The organism is Agrobacterium burrii (genome assembly GCF_017313405.1).
Classification (GTDB): domain Bacteria; phylum Pseudomonadota; class Alphaproteobacteria; order Rhizobiales; family Rhizobiaceae; genus Agrobacterium; species Agrobacterium burrii.
This window is the reverse complement of sequence record NZ_JAFLNA010000001.1, coordinates 1-13,955: the sequence shown is the minus strand read 5'-3', so window position 1 is coordinate 13,955 and position 13,955 is coordinate 1. Positions and strand designations below refer to the sequence as shown.

Annotated in this window: 24 protein-coding genes; 6 read left to right on the top strand and 18 right to left on the bottom strand. The window is 57.3% G+C overall.

Translation table 11 applies throughout. The features are described from left to right. Window positions 1-69: 69 nt before the first annotated feature. From JZX89_RS00115 to JZX89_RS00030, 18 genes are all read right to left on the bottom strand, one after another. Window positions 70-354, bottom strand: coding sequence for a hypothetical protein (locus JZX89_RS00115; protein WP_207132726.1), 285 nt, complete (start codon window positions 352-354; stop codon window positions 70-72). A 268-nt stretch (window positions 355-622) separates the two neighbouring features. Continuing rightward, window positions 623-1,150 (bottom strand): siphovirus Gp157 family protein, encoded by a 528-nt coding sequence (locus JZX89_RS00110; RefSeq protein ID WP_207132725.1) that lies wholly within the window; start codon window positions 1,148-1,150, stop codon window positions 623-625. Between the two features lie 62 nt (window positions 1,151-1,212). After that, window positions 1,213-1,938 carry an HNH endonuclease gene (locus tag JZX89_RS28840; RefSeq protein WP_207132724.1) on the bottom strand — a complete coding sequence of 242 codons (726 nt, stop codon included), beginning with the start codon at window positions 1,936-1,938 and terminating at the stop codon, window positions 1,213-1,215. Continuing rightward, complete coding sequence (locus JZX89_RS00100; RefSeq protein ID WP_078054203.1) at window positions 1,901-2,101, bottom strand: helix-turn-helix domain-containing protein; 201 nt, start codon at window positions 2,099-2,101, stop codon at window positions 1,901-1,903. The genes JZX89_RS28840 and JZX89_RS00100 overlap by 38 nt, the downstream gene beginning before the upstream one ends. A gap of 59 nt (window positions 2,102-2,160) precedes the next feature. Then, window positions 2,161-3,909 carry a DEAD/DEAH box helicase gene (locus JZX89_RS00095; protein WP_207132723.1) on the bottom strand — a complete coding sequence of 583 codons (1,749 nt, stop codon included), beginning with the start codon at window positions 3,907-3,909 and terminating at the stop codon, window positions 2,161-2,163. Continuing rightward, window positions 3,909-4,445, bottom strand: coding sequence for a sigma-70 family RNA polymerase sigma factor (locus tag JZX89_RS00090; protein WP_207132722.1), 537 nt, complete (start codon window positions 4,443-4,445; stop codon window positions 3,909-3,911). The genes JZX89_RS00095 and JZX89_RS00090 overlap by 1 nt, the downstream gene beginning before the upstream one ends. A 22-nt stretch (window positions 4,446-4,467) precedes the next feature. Beyond that, a complete protein-coding gene (locus JZX89_RS00085) occupies window positions 4,468-5,397 on the bottom strand; it encodes a PDDEXK family nuclease (protein WP_207132721.1) in 930 nt (309 codons plus the stop codon). After that, window positions 5,397-5,684, bottom strand: coding sequence for a hypothetical protein (locus JZX89_RS00080; RefSeq protein ID WP_207132720.1), 288 nt, complete (start codon window positions 5,682-5,684; stop codon window positions 5,397-5,399). The genes JZX89_RS00085 and JZX89_RS00080 overlap by 1 nt, the downstream gene beginning before the upstream one ends. Beyond that, window positions 5,684-6,739, bottom strand: coding sequence for a DNA polymerase III subunit beta (gene dnaN, locus JZX89_RS00075; RefSeq protein ID WP_207132719.1), 1,056 nt, complete (start codon window positions 6,737-6,739; stop codon window positions 5,684-5,686). Before dnaN ends, JZX89_RS00080 begins: the two co-directional genes overlap by 1 nt. 60 nt (window positions 6,740-6,799) lie before the next feature. Then, window positions 6,800-7,378, bottom strand: a complete 579-nt coding sequence (locus tag JZX89_RS00070) for a DUF669 domain-containing protein (protein WP_207132718.1) — start codon at window positions 7,376-7,378, stop codon at window positions 6,800-6,802. Window positions 7,379-7,390: 12 nt separating this feature from the next. After that, a complete protein-coding gene (locus tag JZX89_RS00065) occupies window positions 7,391-7,630 on the bottom strand; it encodes a hypothetical protein (RefSeq protein ID WP_207132717.1) in 240 nt (79 codons plus the stop codon). Then, window positions 7,627-8,400, bottom strand: a complete 774-nt coding sequence (locus tag JZX89_RS00060; protein WP_207132716.1) for an ATP-binding protein — start codon at window positions 8,398-8,400, stop codon at window positions 7,627-7,629. Before JZX89_RS00060 ends, JZX89_RS00065 begins: the two co-directional genes overlap by 4 nt. An 89-nt stretch (window positions 8,401-8,489) precedes the next feature. Then, the gene (locus JZX89_RS00055; protein WP_207132715.1) at window positions 8,490-8,717 is read right to left on the bottom strand and encodes a DUF4349 domain-containing protein; all 228 of its coding nucleotides are present in this window, start codon (window positions 8,715-8,717) and stop codon (window positions 8,490-8,492) included. After that, window positions 8,714-8,860: a hypothetical protein gene (locus JZX89_RS00050; RefSeq protein WP_207132714.1), complete on the bottom strand. Its 147-nt coding sequence runs from the start codon at window positions 8,858-8,860 to the stop codon at window positions 8,714-8,716. The genes JZX89_RS00055 and JZX89_RS00050 overlap by 4 nt, the downstream gene beginning before the upstream one ends. Next, window positions 8,857-9,168: a hypothetical protein gene (locus tag JZX89_RS00045; protein ID WP_207132713.1), complete on the bottom strand. Its 312-nt coding sequence runs from the start codon at window positions 9,166-9,168 to the stop codon at window positions 8,857-8,859. Before JZX89_RS00045 ends, JZX89_RS00050 begins: the two co-directional genes overlap by 4 nt. Before the next feature lie 59 nt (window positions 9,169-9,227). Further along, on the bottom strand, window positions 9,228-10,172 hold the full coding sequence (locus JZX89_RS00040) for a hypothetical protein (RefSeq protein WP_207132712.1): 945 nt from the start codon (window positions 10,170-10,172) through the stop codon (window positions 9,228-9,230). Continuing rightward, window positions 10,172-10,453, bottom strand: a complete 282-nt coding sequence (locus tag JZX89_RS00035) for a hypothetical protein (protein ID WP_207132711.1) — start codon at window positions 10,451-10,453, stop codon at window positions 10,172-10,174. The genes JZX89_RS00040 and JZX89_RS00035 overlap by 1 nt, the downstream gene beginning before the upstream one ends. Then, window positions 10,450-10,794 carry a hypothetical protein gene (locus JZX89_RS00030; RefSeq protein ID WP_207132710.1) on the bottom strand — a complete coding sequence of 115 codons (345 nt, stop codon included), beginning with the start codon at window positions 10,792-10,794 and terminating at the stop codon, window positions 10,450-10,452. Before JZX89_RS00030 ends, JZX89_RS00035 begins: the two co-directional genes overlap by 4 nt. 103 nt (window positions 10,795-10,897) lie before the next feature. Here JZX89_RS00030 and JZX89_RS00025 point away from each other — a divergent pair, with 103 nt between their 5' ends. The 6 genes from JZX89_RS00025 to JZX89_RS00005 all read left to right on the top strand — a co-directional run. Continuing rightward, complete coding sequence (locus tag JZX89_RS00025) at window positions 10,898-11,500, top strand: hypothetical protein (protein ID WP_210348266.1); 603 nt, start codon at window positions 10,898-10,900, stop codon at window positions 11,498-11,500. 498 nt (window positions 11,501-11,998) lie between these two features. After that, the gene (locus tag JZX89_RS00020; protein ID WP_207132709.1) at window positions 11,999-12,712 is read left to right on the top strand and encodes a LexA family transcriptional regulator; all 714 of its coding nucleotides are present in this window, start codon (window positions 11,999-12,001) and stop codon (window positions 12,710-12,712) included. 223 nt (window positions 12,713-12,935) lie between these two features. After that, a complete protein-coding gene (locus tag JZX89_RS00015) occupies window positions 12,936-13,139 on the top strand; it encodes a hypothetical protein (protein WP_207132708.1) in 204 nt (67 codons plus the stop codon). 76 nt (window positions 13,140-13,215) lie between these two features. Beyond that, a complete protein-coding gene (locus JZX89_RS00010) occupies window positions 13,216-13,560 on the top strand; it encodes a hypothetical protein (RefSeq protein ID WP_207132707.1) in 345 nt (114 codons plus the stop codon). After that, on the top strand, window positions 13,557-13,691 hold the full coding sequence (locus JZX89_RS28755; protein WP_256438085.1) for a hypothetical protein: 135 nt from the start codon (window positions 13,557-13,559) through the stop codon (window positions 13,689-13,691). The genes JZX89_RS00010 and JZX89_RS28755 overlap by 4 nt, the downstream gene beginning before the upstream one ends. Before the next feature lie 42 nt (window positions 13,692-13,733). Next, a partial coding sequence (locus JZX89_RS00005; RefSeq protein ID WP_207132706.1) for a pentapeptide repeat-containing protein occupies window positions 13,734-13,955 on the top strand: 222 nt, incomplete at its 3' end.

Genomic DNA, 13,955 nt, shown 5'->3' with positions numbered 1-13,955 from the left:
TGTTTTGTCTCCTCAGACTGTGGTGTTCCCGCCGAAGCGGAAGCCGCGTTGGTGGCGCGGCGGGTGGTTTTACTCTGTGATGGCGATCCGCATTAACTGCGACGCCGCATTCCTAAGGCCTGCTGCACTCGCCCCGTGGTGAATGGCGGCAACAGCTGCTTTCGCTCGCGTCGGCGCGTCAATACGAGGCGCGTCGTTGGCAATCTCGCGGCAAGCCTTCTCCTGCTTGTCATGCCACTGCGCGGCCAACTCATAGCCGCGCGCCTTGTCTTCGCGCTCCTTCGCCACTGCCGCGATGATGCGAGCAGCCTGAACAGCTGCGCTACCGTGGGCGATCATTATGGTTTTGGTCATGCGGCTTTGGCCTCCGCAGCAAGCATCTTCGCGATGGGATTTTCTGCGGGTGTGAGGCCACCATATGGATCAAGGTAAGAACCATTTTCTTGCAGGCCTCCTCCGAATTCCAAGTCGTATCGCTCTGACTCCGACCAACCGCAGCATGGGCAGCCCCACGGGCCATATATGATGCCTACGCCTACATCAGCGCTGTCACGGTAAAGCTCGCGCTCCTCGCAACGAGGGCAAACGCCCTCGTCTTTCATTTCCTCATGCTGTTTGATGATCACGCCACCCTCACGCTGAGTTGTTCACCCGCCTCGCCCATCTTTGCCCCCGGCACAGACGACCCAGCCTGCAACGCTTCCTTGATCGCCGTCTTGTCCGGCGACGTCGAAACGCGCACATAGGCTTTCGGCAGCAACGCCTCGTCGATGATCTCAACCGAAGCAGCCTTCTTGCCGATCGAGATGGTAGCCTCGGCCAGCGGCACGCGCGGCACGCCCGCAGCTTTCAGCAACTTGAACATCAGGCTGCGCATGGCTTCCTTTCGGCGCTCAGCGCGTGACTTTCGTGCTTGCAGGTCGGAGATGCGGCCGGCCACGGCCTTTGCCAGGCTGTCGGCGTCGCGCTCGCCGTTCACTAGGCGCGTAAGGACGGCGTGGAATTTGGTCTCGCCTTCCAGCATGTCGGCGCGAAGCTCTTCGTCCGCTTCCAGCTCTGGATAAGCGGCCAGCATGTCAGCGAAAAGCGCTTCGAGGTTGGCGACGTCGGCGGCCAAATAGTTGTCGTTGGCGGATCTTCTCTCGCTCATTCTCATCTCCTCAATGTGGTGACGCCATTGGTGTGGCGCATTGTTCAAATGCTATACCGTTTTTACAAATTTGTCAAGGATTCAGCGATAGCGTCTGCTGTTGCCAACCTGTACGTTAGGAATTCTTCGTGGGTCTTGTCTTTCTTGCTGCAATTGCATGATCGACAGAGAATTTGCAGGTTGTCTGGCCAATTTGTCCCGCCACGCGATATGGGGTGTATATGGTCGATGTGAAATTCTTCTTCTGTAGATGCGCCGCAGTATACGCATTTGAATTCCTGAGATTTGTTGATGCGATCGATGTCGTCCGGCGTAAATTTCCCATCGGCACCTCGCTCTAAAGACCTGCGATTTGCACCAATGGACCGCCACCTGTCGTAATTTTCATTGATCCAAGATACGAGCCGCGCGCCAGATCGAATACGATACTGCTCGTCAGTGGCCCAAAGCACCCTGCGCAACAGGTTTATCGATTCACGGTGGTCTGGATCCTCTCGCCGCCGGGCCGCATATATCCGGTTCTTCTCGTTCTTTGAGGCCACATAATTAGGATCATTTGCGCGCCTCTCTGCTGCGTACAGCCTGTTTGCTAGCCTCTCCTTTTCTGCGTATCCTGGCTTTGACCGTTTCTTCGCAGAACTAGCATTCTCACACGATTTGCATCGAGAAAATGGAACTCGCTCTCCCTTCCTATTTTTTCGCAGTCCAAATTTCTCCAGCGACTTCCACTCTCCGCATTTTGTGCAAACCTTACCGAGGCCATTCTCTCGGTCGGTATCCTTCGTCATATGCCCTCATCAACAACGCGATAGCCCTAGGAACGGGCTTTGGATTTGTTTCGCGCTCTATCTCGGAGACTTGTAAAGGTCTGGAATATCCCAGAACGCCGGCTAGCTGCGACTGGGTTAGTCCCAGACGCTTACGAATGGATCGAAATTCGTCATTATCCATGCACCACCTATATAAGGAATTTTCATTAGTTTCGTCAAGTTGAGTATATAGAAAATTCATTAGAATGGTACATCGTCCGCCACTAGCGCCTGCCAATCTTCCTCATCACGGTTGTCGTTCGCCGGCGCCTGTCTGTTGTCATTATCTGCTGGCACCCACTGCTTGACGTCCCAATACTTGCCGCGTGGGGCGATCATGACCTCGGCCGTGTCGCGCAGTTCTCGCTGCCGCTCGAGCCATTCCAGCACTGTCTTGGGAAACGGCATCTTGCCGCCATGCGATCGCCAGTAACGGTCGGCCTTCGACTTGGGGAATCCTTGGTGCTGAGGGCAGATCCATTCAGATATTGAGGTCATCCCACACATGTACGTGACCTTCACGCTATCGGGCTTGCCTTCTTTACCGGGGTGGTGGCGGAACGTACGCGATGTGACGGTGCGGGGTTCTGGGTCTGCCGTCGACATGATCGGCGTATCTGCAGCCGTCGCTGTGATCTTGGGGCTGTCGTCGATGTCGAACTCATAGCCGCAGCAAGAGCACGTGCGCGCCGAGGCATGCACCTTCTCGCCACAACCGAAGCGACCGTTCTTATCCTCGACGTCAAACGGGCACACCTTCACAGGCGCTTCGCCGTCGCCTTTACCCGGCACCTTCGGCTGCACCATATCGACCGGTCCATGCTTGTCGACAAGACCGGCAAAGTCGAGCACGAGGCAAGAAGGTTTCGGGCCGGCCTTGATTGCAGCAATGCGCTCATGAGGCGTGCCGAGCGGCATGCCAGGCGCGTATATGACGCGCGTTCCGCGGCCCATCATTTGCACATACAGCGAAACTGACAGCGTCGGGCGAAGGGCAGCAATCAGATCGACGCCCTTGTGATTGAAACCGGTGGTCAGCACCGAGTTGTTGGTCAGCGCCCGGATCTTGTAGGACTTGAAGTCCTCGATGATGCGCCGGCGCTCGTCCTTCGGTGTTTCGCCGCTGATCATCTCGCAGGAGATACCCCGCGAACGGATCTCATCACGCACGTGCTCGGCGTGCTCAACACCGGAACAGAAGCATAGCCATGATTTACGGTCGGCGCCCTTCGCAACGATCTCATCTACGGCGGAGCGCGTGACGTCCATCTTGTCAACGGCAGCCTGCAACGCGGACTGCTTGTAATCGCCGCCCTGCCTGCCGACGCCCTTCATATCGAAGGTTGTCGCGGTCGCTTTTGATGAGAGCGGTGCAAGATAACCGTCAGCAACACCGTCGGCGATGCCATAAGTGTAGACGATCTGGTCGAACAGACGATCGTCGCCCTCATCCAACCGGCCTGTGTCCAGCCGGTAAGGCGTGGCGGTGAGCCCCAGGATCTTCATGTCAGGATTGATGGCACGCAGGGCCGCGATGAAGCGACCGTACATCGTGTTGCTGTTGGCGGGTATCAGATGGCACTCGTCCACCATCAGCACGTCGATATGCCCGATGGGCGCAGCCTTGCTGTGCACGGTCTGGATGCCCGCAAAAATGATCTGGCTACGCGCGTCACGCCGGCCAAGGCCAGCCGAGAAAATCCCCGCCGGTGCAAATGGCCAAATGCCGAGCAGCTCAAGGTAGTTCTGCTCGATCAATTCGGCGACGTGGGTGGCGACAAGGATGCGCATGTCCGGCCAGCCTTCGACCAGCCTCTTGATGAGCGAAGCCATGAGCAGCGACTTGCCGCAGCCGGTCGCAAGGTCTACGAGCGGATTGCCAGCCGTCGTTGACCAATAGTCGAAAACGGCGTTTTCTGCTTCTTCTTGGTAGTGGCGCAGCGATAGCATCAATCCGCCTCCCGCAGCAGCCCAAGCACCCTCGCCCGCTCCTTGATGACGATCTGCCGCACACGCTCTCTGGTGAGGCCGTGGTCGTTGCCGATGGCTTCCAGCGTCTCGCCCATCGCCCTGCGCATCAGCATCGTGCCGTTGCGGCCTTCCAGCAGGGAGACAACGAGCGATAGGTCGGTGCCCTCCTCCTGGTGCGGATTAGTGGAACCCGGCAGTTCTTCGAACGCGGAGAGACTGCAAACCTCAGCGGAGCGCGACTTGGTTGAATTGGTTCGAACGAAGTCCTGCGCTGTCCCCCGAACGCAAAGGACGGCCCACGTCCAAAAGGTCTCGATGCGGCACTCGCGATGACGGCGCAACATGACGACCATCGCCGACTGAAACAGTTCATCGGCCGCGTCTTCGTTCTTGGTGATCTTTCGCGCGAGTCTCCGCAATGCCGGCTCGTAGGCCAGCAGCTTGCGGTCGAACTCTGGACTGCGCGGATTGTTGTCGTTGGCAGCTACAAGCGGCATGCGTGCTACAAGCGGCATGGTGGTCTCCTCCTGAGGTGGTTCAGGCGTTGGTGGCGCCATCAATCCATGTCGTGCCGTCCAGCAGCACATAAGTGATTGTTTCGTCCTCTTCCGAGCAATCCGTTTGAATGCCAGGCACGAGCGCCGGGATCGTCAGATGCGTAGGGCAGCCTTCCTTCTGCTCGTCGAACGAGATCGGCTTTGCCCATCGAGCGCAGGACCAGTGTCCGTCGCCGTCCATTTCTGGTGAGGAATGGATGCAGGAGCGACATGTGACGCGGGGCCATGCGCTCTCCTTGCAGACAGGTTTGTGCTTGCAGAAGGTGCATTCGAACCAGTCTTCGGAATCGTTGATGCGTGACGGCGGCTCTGGCGAATTGATGATGCGCTCCAACCTTGCGAGCAGGCGCAGACAAAACTCCGGATCGTACTCGATGCGCTCGGCATAGAGCGTGTCGTCATCTTTGCAGCTGACGAGATAAAGGCAGCGAGACAAGCCAAACGCGTGTAATCCAAGCTGGCACTGGCCGTAGTGAAGCGGTTTGGCCTTCTCGCATCCGTCCTTAACAATCAGCTTCATGCCTTTGGCATTACTCGATTTAAACTCAAGCAGGTGCTCAGTCTTGGGCGCCTCAACGACACCCATGGCCTTGCCGTCGCACTTACCGCGGACGTGCCCCTGCACCAGCCTGATCTTGTCCTGCTGGCCGTAGACATCCACGCCGATGCGCTCTAGGTCGGCAACGAGCCGGTCTTCTTCAATGTTGCCGGTTTCAAACAGGCGCAGCTGGCGACCGTGGTGCTTTTCGAGCGGAGTTGCCCAGCGGAAGGCGTACCAGAGTGCGCGGTCGCACGGATTGTTGGCCTCGCCGACGGATATGCCGAGGCTGTCCCATGACGAGGCTGCGGCTTCGTAGGCTGCATAGATGGCGCGGACTGTGCTGGATTCTGGTTTGGGTAGTGGGGCCATTATGACCCCACCCCAGAAGCAAAGAGTGGCGATGATGCGAGCGCAGTTTGATGCCCGCGCACGTCACCCTTCATGACGTACGTGGTCCACAATTCGCGGCCATCGCGGGTGACGGGATGCATCTCCTGGATGTCGAAGTTGACGTCGTCTATGCTGTCTGCGTCGATATCGAAGTCATCCTGGTTAACATCCGCATCAACAATAGCTTCTGCATCCTCCATCGTATCGGCTTCGATCGTTCTGCTTGCACGTCCATGAAACGTGTATTCCACTATGAACTTTGCCATCAGCTGACCCTCATAGGCATGCAAACGAGCGTCAGCCCCTCGAAGCCATCGGACGTGATCAGCCCCGGCGTGCCGCTATCCTGCAAGGCCAGCTTAACCGGACCCGACGGCAACACGTTGAGCACGTCGCGGACGTAGGCCGCGTTGAAACCAATATCCATCGGCTCGCCGCTGTATTCAGCTTCGACTTCGTCATTCGCCGACGCCTCGCCAGCCGCAACAGCAAGTGCGATGCTGCCGGGAGCAATGCTGAACTTCACGGCACGGCCGCGCTCTGATGACACCGTCGAAACCCGATCGGAAGCCTTCATCAGCGCATCACGATCGACAGTCACAACACGTTCGTTGCTCTTCGGAATGACGCGCTCGAAGTCCGGGAATGTGCCGTCGATCAGCTTAGACGTGATGCGCACGTCGTCCGACACGATGCGGATTTTCTGCTGGCTGACGGCCACCTGCACCTTGCCCTTCGGCAGCAGACCGACCGTTTTGCGCGGAACGATAATGCCCTCGAAGGCCGGCAGCTCCGGGCCAATGTGACGGCCGAGGCGGTGGCCGTCGGTAGCAACGGCTTCCGACTTGCTGCCGCCCTTGAAGAACACGCCGTTTAGATAATAGCGCGTCTCCTCGGTCGAGATCGCGAACGACACCGGTGCGAACAGCGCTGCCAGGTCGATCTCGAATTCAGCGTCGAACTTGTCTTCGCCAAGTGTCGGGAAGTCTTCTGCCGACAGCGTCGCAAGCGAAAAACGCGAGCGGCCAGATTTGACCGAAAGCTTGTCACCGTCGAGTGACATGGTGATGTCGCCGGTTGCCTTGCGCGCGATGTCGTTGAGCAGCTTCGCGCTGACGCAGATGTTGCCAGCCTTGCTGAGCTCAGCCGGTGCGCCTGCGGTGGCGCTGATATCGAGGTCGGTTGCGGTGATGGCCAGTCCGTCGCCTGCGGCAGCAAGCTGGACGCTCGACAGGATGGGAATGGTGGATCTTGCTTCGACGACCTTCGTCGTGGCGGCAAGCGCCCGCGTTAGGTCCTCCTTGTGGATGACAAGGTGCATGGGTGTCTCCTCAAAAGTGGTGAAATAGCGGGCCGCTGGTGAGGCAGCCCGCGTTGATGGTTATTTACTTCCCCAGGGTCGGCGCGTCGTGCCAGCGGTCGCAGCGGAAGGCTTGTTGTCGTTGCTGGCGGCAGTACGGCGGTTGTCGTTGGCACCGGGTGGCGCGGCATCGACCTTCGGCTCGGGCAGGTTACCCTCATCGGGATAGTAATATTTTTTCAACTCGTTGCGCGCCGCGTACTTCGGCGTGCCATCGGCATTCTTCTCCTTGCTATCCTTGCCCATGCCGATGCGTGCCATGAAGGAGATGAAATGCAATTCATCAGAATCTTCAGGCGCTTCATTCAGACCGAGCGAGCGGAGAAGGCAGGCAAACTGGCGCTGGCCGATTTCCTGGGTTTGAGGGTTTGGATGTTGCAGATTGTAGTTGTTGAAGACCTTGCGGCCTTTGAGTTCATCGGGGGCAAGGACGTCGATGGTCACGCTCAGATTGATGGCATGGTCGCGGGTATCCTTGTTCTTTTCCTTGATCTCGGAGGCGCTGATTTCCAGCTGATAGTCGCCATTCGGCAGGTTTGTGAAATCGCGCTGTTGTGTGTTCTCTTCGGTCGCTTCAACTCTGATGCCAATCTTGGCCATGCGTAGTCTCCTTCAGTGGTGGTGCGGTGGTTGGTTGGTGATGGGGCGATACTTGAAGTCACAGGGCGTGAATTCGAAGATCAGGCCAGCAGAAGTCACGGCTCCAGCTTTGCGCTCGATTGTCTCCAGCCAGCGGCAATCGTGATTGCCGACACGCACGGGAAACCATGCGAACCATTTGTGCCAAACGCAGTAACGATCTCGTACCTGCTGGCGTCGCTCCTGTTGGGTGGGGCCACAGTTGAACTTCACGCTGCCACTCCCGTCGGCGCAGGAAAGTGCTTTGCCAGTTCGGCATAGCCCTGCCCTTTTCGGTACGGCACGGTGTCAGGCATTGAGTAGCGGTTCTTTGCATTGAAGCCCGCGCCCTCGGAAAGATGAACCTGACGCTCTTTGCCGCCCTCAGCGTGAGCAACCTTCGTCTGGCGCGCGACTTCCTTCTCCTTGATGGAGATGCGGTAATTCATGAAGGCGACGATGTCCGACTTCTCGCGGACCAGCGCATTGGCGCGCTTGTGCAGTTTCGGCTGATAGCGGCTGTAGGGATCGGTGACTGGGCTGTCGAACCGGACGATTTCAGGGTGGGCAAGCATCACAACGCAGATGCCGCGTTGAGCGAGGGCAGATACCGCCGCCATGAGCTCATTCCATTCGCTGTCGGCTTCGACGTAACCTTTGCCGAATCCGGCCTCTTCGATCGAGGCCACGCCGATGCGTCGGCAGGTCGCAGCCCAGACCAGCGGCTCGAGACCGTCGAGGCTGTCGATGATAACCGTCTTGCGGTCGTGCTCCTCGGTGAGCAGTTCGCCGAATACGTCCAGCAGTTCGTCGAAGCTTTCGATAGTGCCAGGCGTGACGAGTTCAACGTCTGACGGCGTGCGCTCTCCTTCCGTTGGCAGATAGATCGCGTCAGGAAATTCGGCGGCAAGGCTGGTTTTGCCGATACCGTCGACGCCGTAGAGCAAGATGACTGGCGGGTCAGATCTCTTCGTCGACTTCAGGCTGCTAAGTGAAATAGCCATAAGGCCTCCTCAGTGTGGTGGTGCGGTGAAAATGATGGCTGCGATGTAGGCGGCGGCAGCAATGACGATGAGCCACCGCCAATGAGCGATCAGCGCGCGAACAGACGGCAAAACATCCACCAGAATGCGCCGAGCACGGCGATCGCAACGAGAGCAAACGGAAACAGCATGATGAGGCCGACTGCCGCTGCTGCGGTGAGTGCCGCGATGCCGCCGCGTTTCAGGCCACGAAAGACGTATTTGCGCGGCGTTGGTGTGACCGGCACGTGATCGAGCGGTGGTGCGGTGATGGATTCGGTGTACCAGGGGGACATCATGCCAGTGCTCCCAAGAAGTACAGCACGCCGACCGTAGGCAGGACTGCCAGCCAGAGAATGAGGGCAGCGAATGCCGATAGCGTCAGAGCAGCCTCAGAGAAGGCAGACCAGAAGGCTGGCCAGTTCGTTGCGGGGCGTGTCATGCCGCAACCCTCAATGCATCAGCCGCAGCTCGGCGACGGGCAGCGCTGTGCATGTAAATCGGCAGGCGGTTCTCGCTTACCTTTGAGTTTGCCGCCGCGCGTGCGGCACGCTTGCGAACGCCGCGCGTTGTTCCGTCCGCGAACTTGCGCGGCTCCTTTGGCAATTTGCTCCATCCGTTGCCGCCAGTAATGGACGACATCAGATGCATGCGCCGATCGAAGTGAGCGGCGTCGGTTGAAGGCATGCCAAGCTTGGTGTCGTTCTCATGCTCACGCTGCGCAAGCTTCTCGAATACGTTCTTAGACATATCTGTCTCCTCAATGATGTGGTGAAGTGCGGCTGGTTGGTGGCCAGCCGCTTTGGTGGTTAGGCTGCGGCGTCGAAAGCTTCGACGGCCCGCTTTGCTGACAAAAGGTCAAGCCCAGCAACAGCGCGCAATTCCTTGATCGCGTCGATTTTGAGGCCCAGCGCAGCCATGTTCTGCCACTTATGGTCATAGACCGTGGCGGCTTCTTCATGCGTGGTTGTCAGCGTGAACACTCCGAACTGCTTGCCTTTGTATTTTGCAGCAAGGCGCTTGGCTTCCTTCTCGGCGCTGTCGGTGGATGTATGGACGTGCGGTGTCGAGGATGGCTTGGGCTGGCCGTTTTCGATGAGGGCAACGATGGTTGTGGTGGGTTTGGGTGCCGACGAAGGTCGAGCCGTCATCTCGCTTGGCCAAAACGGGAACTCACGCCCATCATCGAGTTCAACCCTGAATCCTGCCGCCGCTTTCGCCGGCACTGCTTTAACGGTTCCGAAGCTTCCAACGAAGCTGACGCGGTAGTTATCGTTTGCCGTGATCTCGACTCGATCGCCCACCTTGAACTTCGGCTTGGCGTTGTCGTTGCTGGGCTTCGCCACGGGCTCGTCGATCCATTCGGCGATGATGTCATCGCTGGGATTGTTAGCAATCCACCAGCTGCCGTGCTTGCCGTCTTTCTTGTAGACTTTGTTGCCGGGCAGACCTTCGACCGTCGCCACGAAATCGTAGCTGTCGCTATAGTGCAAGCGTTCAATTTTCGCTTTCCGGCCATCGCGCGTCTTGTAGAACTTGCCGGCCTCGATCTTGAGGGTGACCAATTCGAAATTCTCGATCAGCCACGACAAATCGGTATGGTGTTTCGCATGCTCAATCTCCGGCTCGTCGTTATCGGTGAGAACGAAGTTCTGGCCGATCTTTTTCGCAATACGATAATGAGCCCCTTTGTCGAAAAAGCTGTTTATGTCGCGCTTCGCTCTGATTACGTCACCCTTCTTAAACTCACCCATCACGCTGCTCCTTCCGTTGTTGTCTCGGCGGTCATCGCGCGCCGTTGTGTGAAGTCGACCTTGACGACGTTGGTGTCGTCATCCTCTTTAGCCGGCGGCTCGCCATCAGGGTCGTGTTCGATCTCGATCGAATGCCACCAGATCGTCGTGGCACCGTCGGCAAGGCGCACGAGGTATTCACTGCCCCAGTTGCGATCACCGACGACGACGCCAGTTAGGTGCGGATTTTGTCGGCTCCGAACCGGATCGCCGAAATTGAAGAATTCGCAGTCGCAGGTCATGCCGCCACCCCACGCAGCGCGTAGTCGTTGACCACCTGCCCTGCATGCAAGTCAGCATCGTCGATGTTGTCGTTCGCAGCGACGCGCGGCAGCGAAACCGGCATAAGACCGGAAAGCGTGGAGCAGCCGCCGTTGTGCGGCGCCATGCGCGTCGTGCGGTCGGGGTTGTTGTCGTTGGCCGGGATGAAGGCGCGCTGTTTTTGCAGGCCGTATGTGCGCCGCAGTCGCTGGTATGCGGCCATTGGCTTGACGTTGTATCTGGCGGCAATATCTGCGACGCTCTCACCGTTCTCACGGCGCGCGTGCATATCCGCCAGCATAGTGCTGGTGATAAGCGTCATGTCGTCTCCTCTGGGTGGTGGCCGCCATGCGGTTGACAAAGCGGCAGGGTTATGAAACTAAACTATTTTTACAAATTTGTCAAGATTTCACCAAGGTGGATGCATGCCTGAAGTTAAGTCGCGCCTCCTGCAATCGATACTGAAAGAGCAAAAGCGGAGAGCCGTAAAGGATCGCGCTGTCTACGAAGAGCTAGGTGTGCCTCAGCAGACCTACAGCACCTGGAAAGCTGGCGTCATTCCTAGACCTAGGCAATTCCCGGCGATTGCCGCCTTCCTCGGCGTCTCCGAAGATGACGTGGCGGAGATGGCTCGCGACGCGGCCGAAACCAGCCCCTCCATCACGCCGATTACGGTTGCCCGCACCTACGGCAAGATATCCGACCGCAAAGCTGGCAAATTCAAATTCGACCCGATCAACGATGGCCGCAAACGAATTCCGGAAGGCCGATACGCGATTGTCATCGACACGAAAGTGATGGAGCCTATCTTCCACGTCGGCGTGAAAGCGTGGCTCGATCCTTCCCGCTGGCCCACCGCTGGTGACGACGTTCTGGCACATTCGGGCGGATTCGCCTGGATCGGGCGATTCGAAGGTATGAGCAACGGTGCCGTCCAGCTGTGCCGCTACGATGGCTCGCAGCTTGAGGTGAGGAACGTGGAAGCTGTCCATGTCATCGTCCTTTCGGAGCGAGTAGTTACGGCATAACAGGTTGGCTGCCCGCACTACCGCTTGACAATTCCTACAAATTTGTGTAGGAATACACTTGTCCGATGTGGTGTCGGATATGGAACACGCGCTTTGATCCCGCCTTACGGCGAAGGTCTCCTCGGCGTGTTAGTACGGAGAAGGGGCGGAGTTACGGGTGGTGCCGGCTCATTACGCCCCTTTTCGTTTTATGCTGCACGCACGACAACGCCGGCAGAGCTTCATGCTCCACCGGCGCTAAGTTTTCGAAGTCATTGGTTGCGGTCTTTCTCATAGTCGTCTCCCCTTCTGGCATTCTTGGTTTTGTTATCGCCAGTTGGTTACTGGCGCTTACGGCGGCCCGGTCACTGGCCGCCATCTTCTTCTGCGGTCAGGAGCTTCATGCTCCCATCTTCTTCTCGCCGTCATGGCGCTCATGCCGATCAACGCTTGGGTCGTCGATCGTCTTCTTTCGCAATCCTTAAACATGCGCATTCCCTTTCATGCTGCAGGTTCGTCTTGGGGTCTTTTGCCCTGTCGGCTTCTTGTGTGGCCGCTGTTGATTTTGGTTATGCGATAATCGAACTGAAACGTCAATATATTTATTCGATTTTCGGAAAAGATTTTTGCGCGATTTTATGCGATAAACGAAATATGGAACAGACTATGACTATGGATGACTTTCGCCGGTGGCTTCAGGATGGATTGGATCGCGTTGGAAAGACGCAATCTGACCTTGCCCGTCACGTGGGAAAGCCAGCGAACTACATCAACAAGATATTTTCAGAAAACCGCAAGATCGGCTTAGAGGAATATGTAGAGTTCGCAAAATTTGTTGGTGAACCTGCAATCCGCATCCCTATTCTAATACGCGGAAAGGTCGGCGCGGGCGGGCACGTTCACGGCCTTGACGCCGGCGTCATAGGTGAAGTTGAGAATACCGGTGACTATCCCATTGATACGTCGGCCCTAGAGGTTGAGGGCGACTCAATGGGAGAAATGATCCCTGATGGGTCGGTGATTTTCTACGATACCGTCTACGAGTACCCCCAGGATTTACACATTAATAACATTTGCGTCGTCTGGCGCGCAGATGGAAAGGTTATGGTAAAGCGCCTTCTGCGGGGAACCCGAAAAGACCGATGGTCTTTGTACTCAATAAATGGAGGCGCGGTCGAAGAGGACGTTTTTATCGACTACGTCGCAAAAGTTACCGGCGTCAAATTCCGATAACCAGCCCCACATGTGATTATGAAACCGCCCTTTGAGGCGGTTTTTTTGTGCGAGCCAAAACGAAATATGCGGGTATCGAACAGAACAAATAACGTACATTATCCGTTTTTCGAATCTTTTGTTTGACACTCTTGTTCGTTTATCGCATAGTCGGCTCATCAGCAGCGACGAAGAAGCCCCACCCGCCGATCTCGCTGCCACCACAAGAACCGGAGATGAGACGATGAGCGAAGTACTTACAGCAAAGCGCAACATCCAAATCACTGATTGCAACACCAAGCTCTCTGCCGTTCGCGAAAGGCTCAACGGCTACAACGTGCGCGTCGATGCTGGTGAGAAGATCACACCCGCACTCATCAAGGATTGGCTTGCAGACGAGGCCGAAGAACGTGGTCTGATTAACGAATGGGCTCGTCTCGCCGCCTGACCTCATTCGGCATCCGTCTCCGGGCGGATCTCCAATTCGATCTCAACCACCACCACACCACAAGAGGAGATACACCATGTACAGACCGCGTCCCGAAGAGTTCGGCGATATCGCTGTTGCTGCCCAGTCCGACGAGCCCATGAAGCGCCCGGACCACAAGGCCAAGAAGCACGGCAAGCCCAAGACGAAATACGAATACATGCGCCGCTTCCCCAAGAAGCCGCGCAACGGCGAGGAAGTCGGCGGTGGCCACTTCGTATTCCGCCGCGGCGACAGCACTGGACGCATTCGTCCCTGCATGTGGCCCTTTGAACATCCCTCCTACGATTCAGCGCTGGTTGAAGCCGCACGCCTGCACAAAGAGCACGGCGGCACCTTTGAAGTGTTCGTTCGCGTCGGCGGTGTCGAGGCTAGCGAATGAGCGCGGCCTTGGTGGAAGCGCCTAGCGTCCAGCAGATCATCACGGAAGTGCACAAGCAGTTGTTGCAAGACATCGCCGGATTCTTGGCGCTGTCGATCTTCATCGCCGCAGTGCTGATCTGGGCATACTGACACCACCAACCACCACCACACCACTATGAGGAGAACAAACAAATGAAATTCGACATTCTGAACAGATTCAGCGGCGAAGTGCAGTTTTCTGCTGAGATTGACTGCAAGGCTGACGATTTGCCGTCATTGAAGCTCGGCATGGCCGTTAAAGTGGCTTTGAAAGAGAGCGCCAACCTCTACGGCGCCGACCTCCGCAGCGCCAACCTCTACGGCGCCGACCTCCGCAGCGCCAACCTCTACGGCGCCGACCTCCGCAGCGCCAAC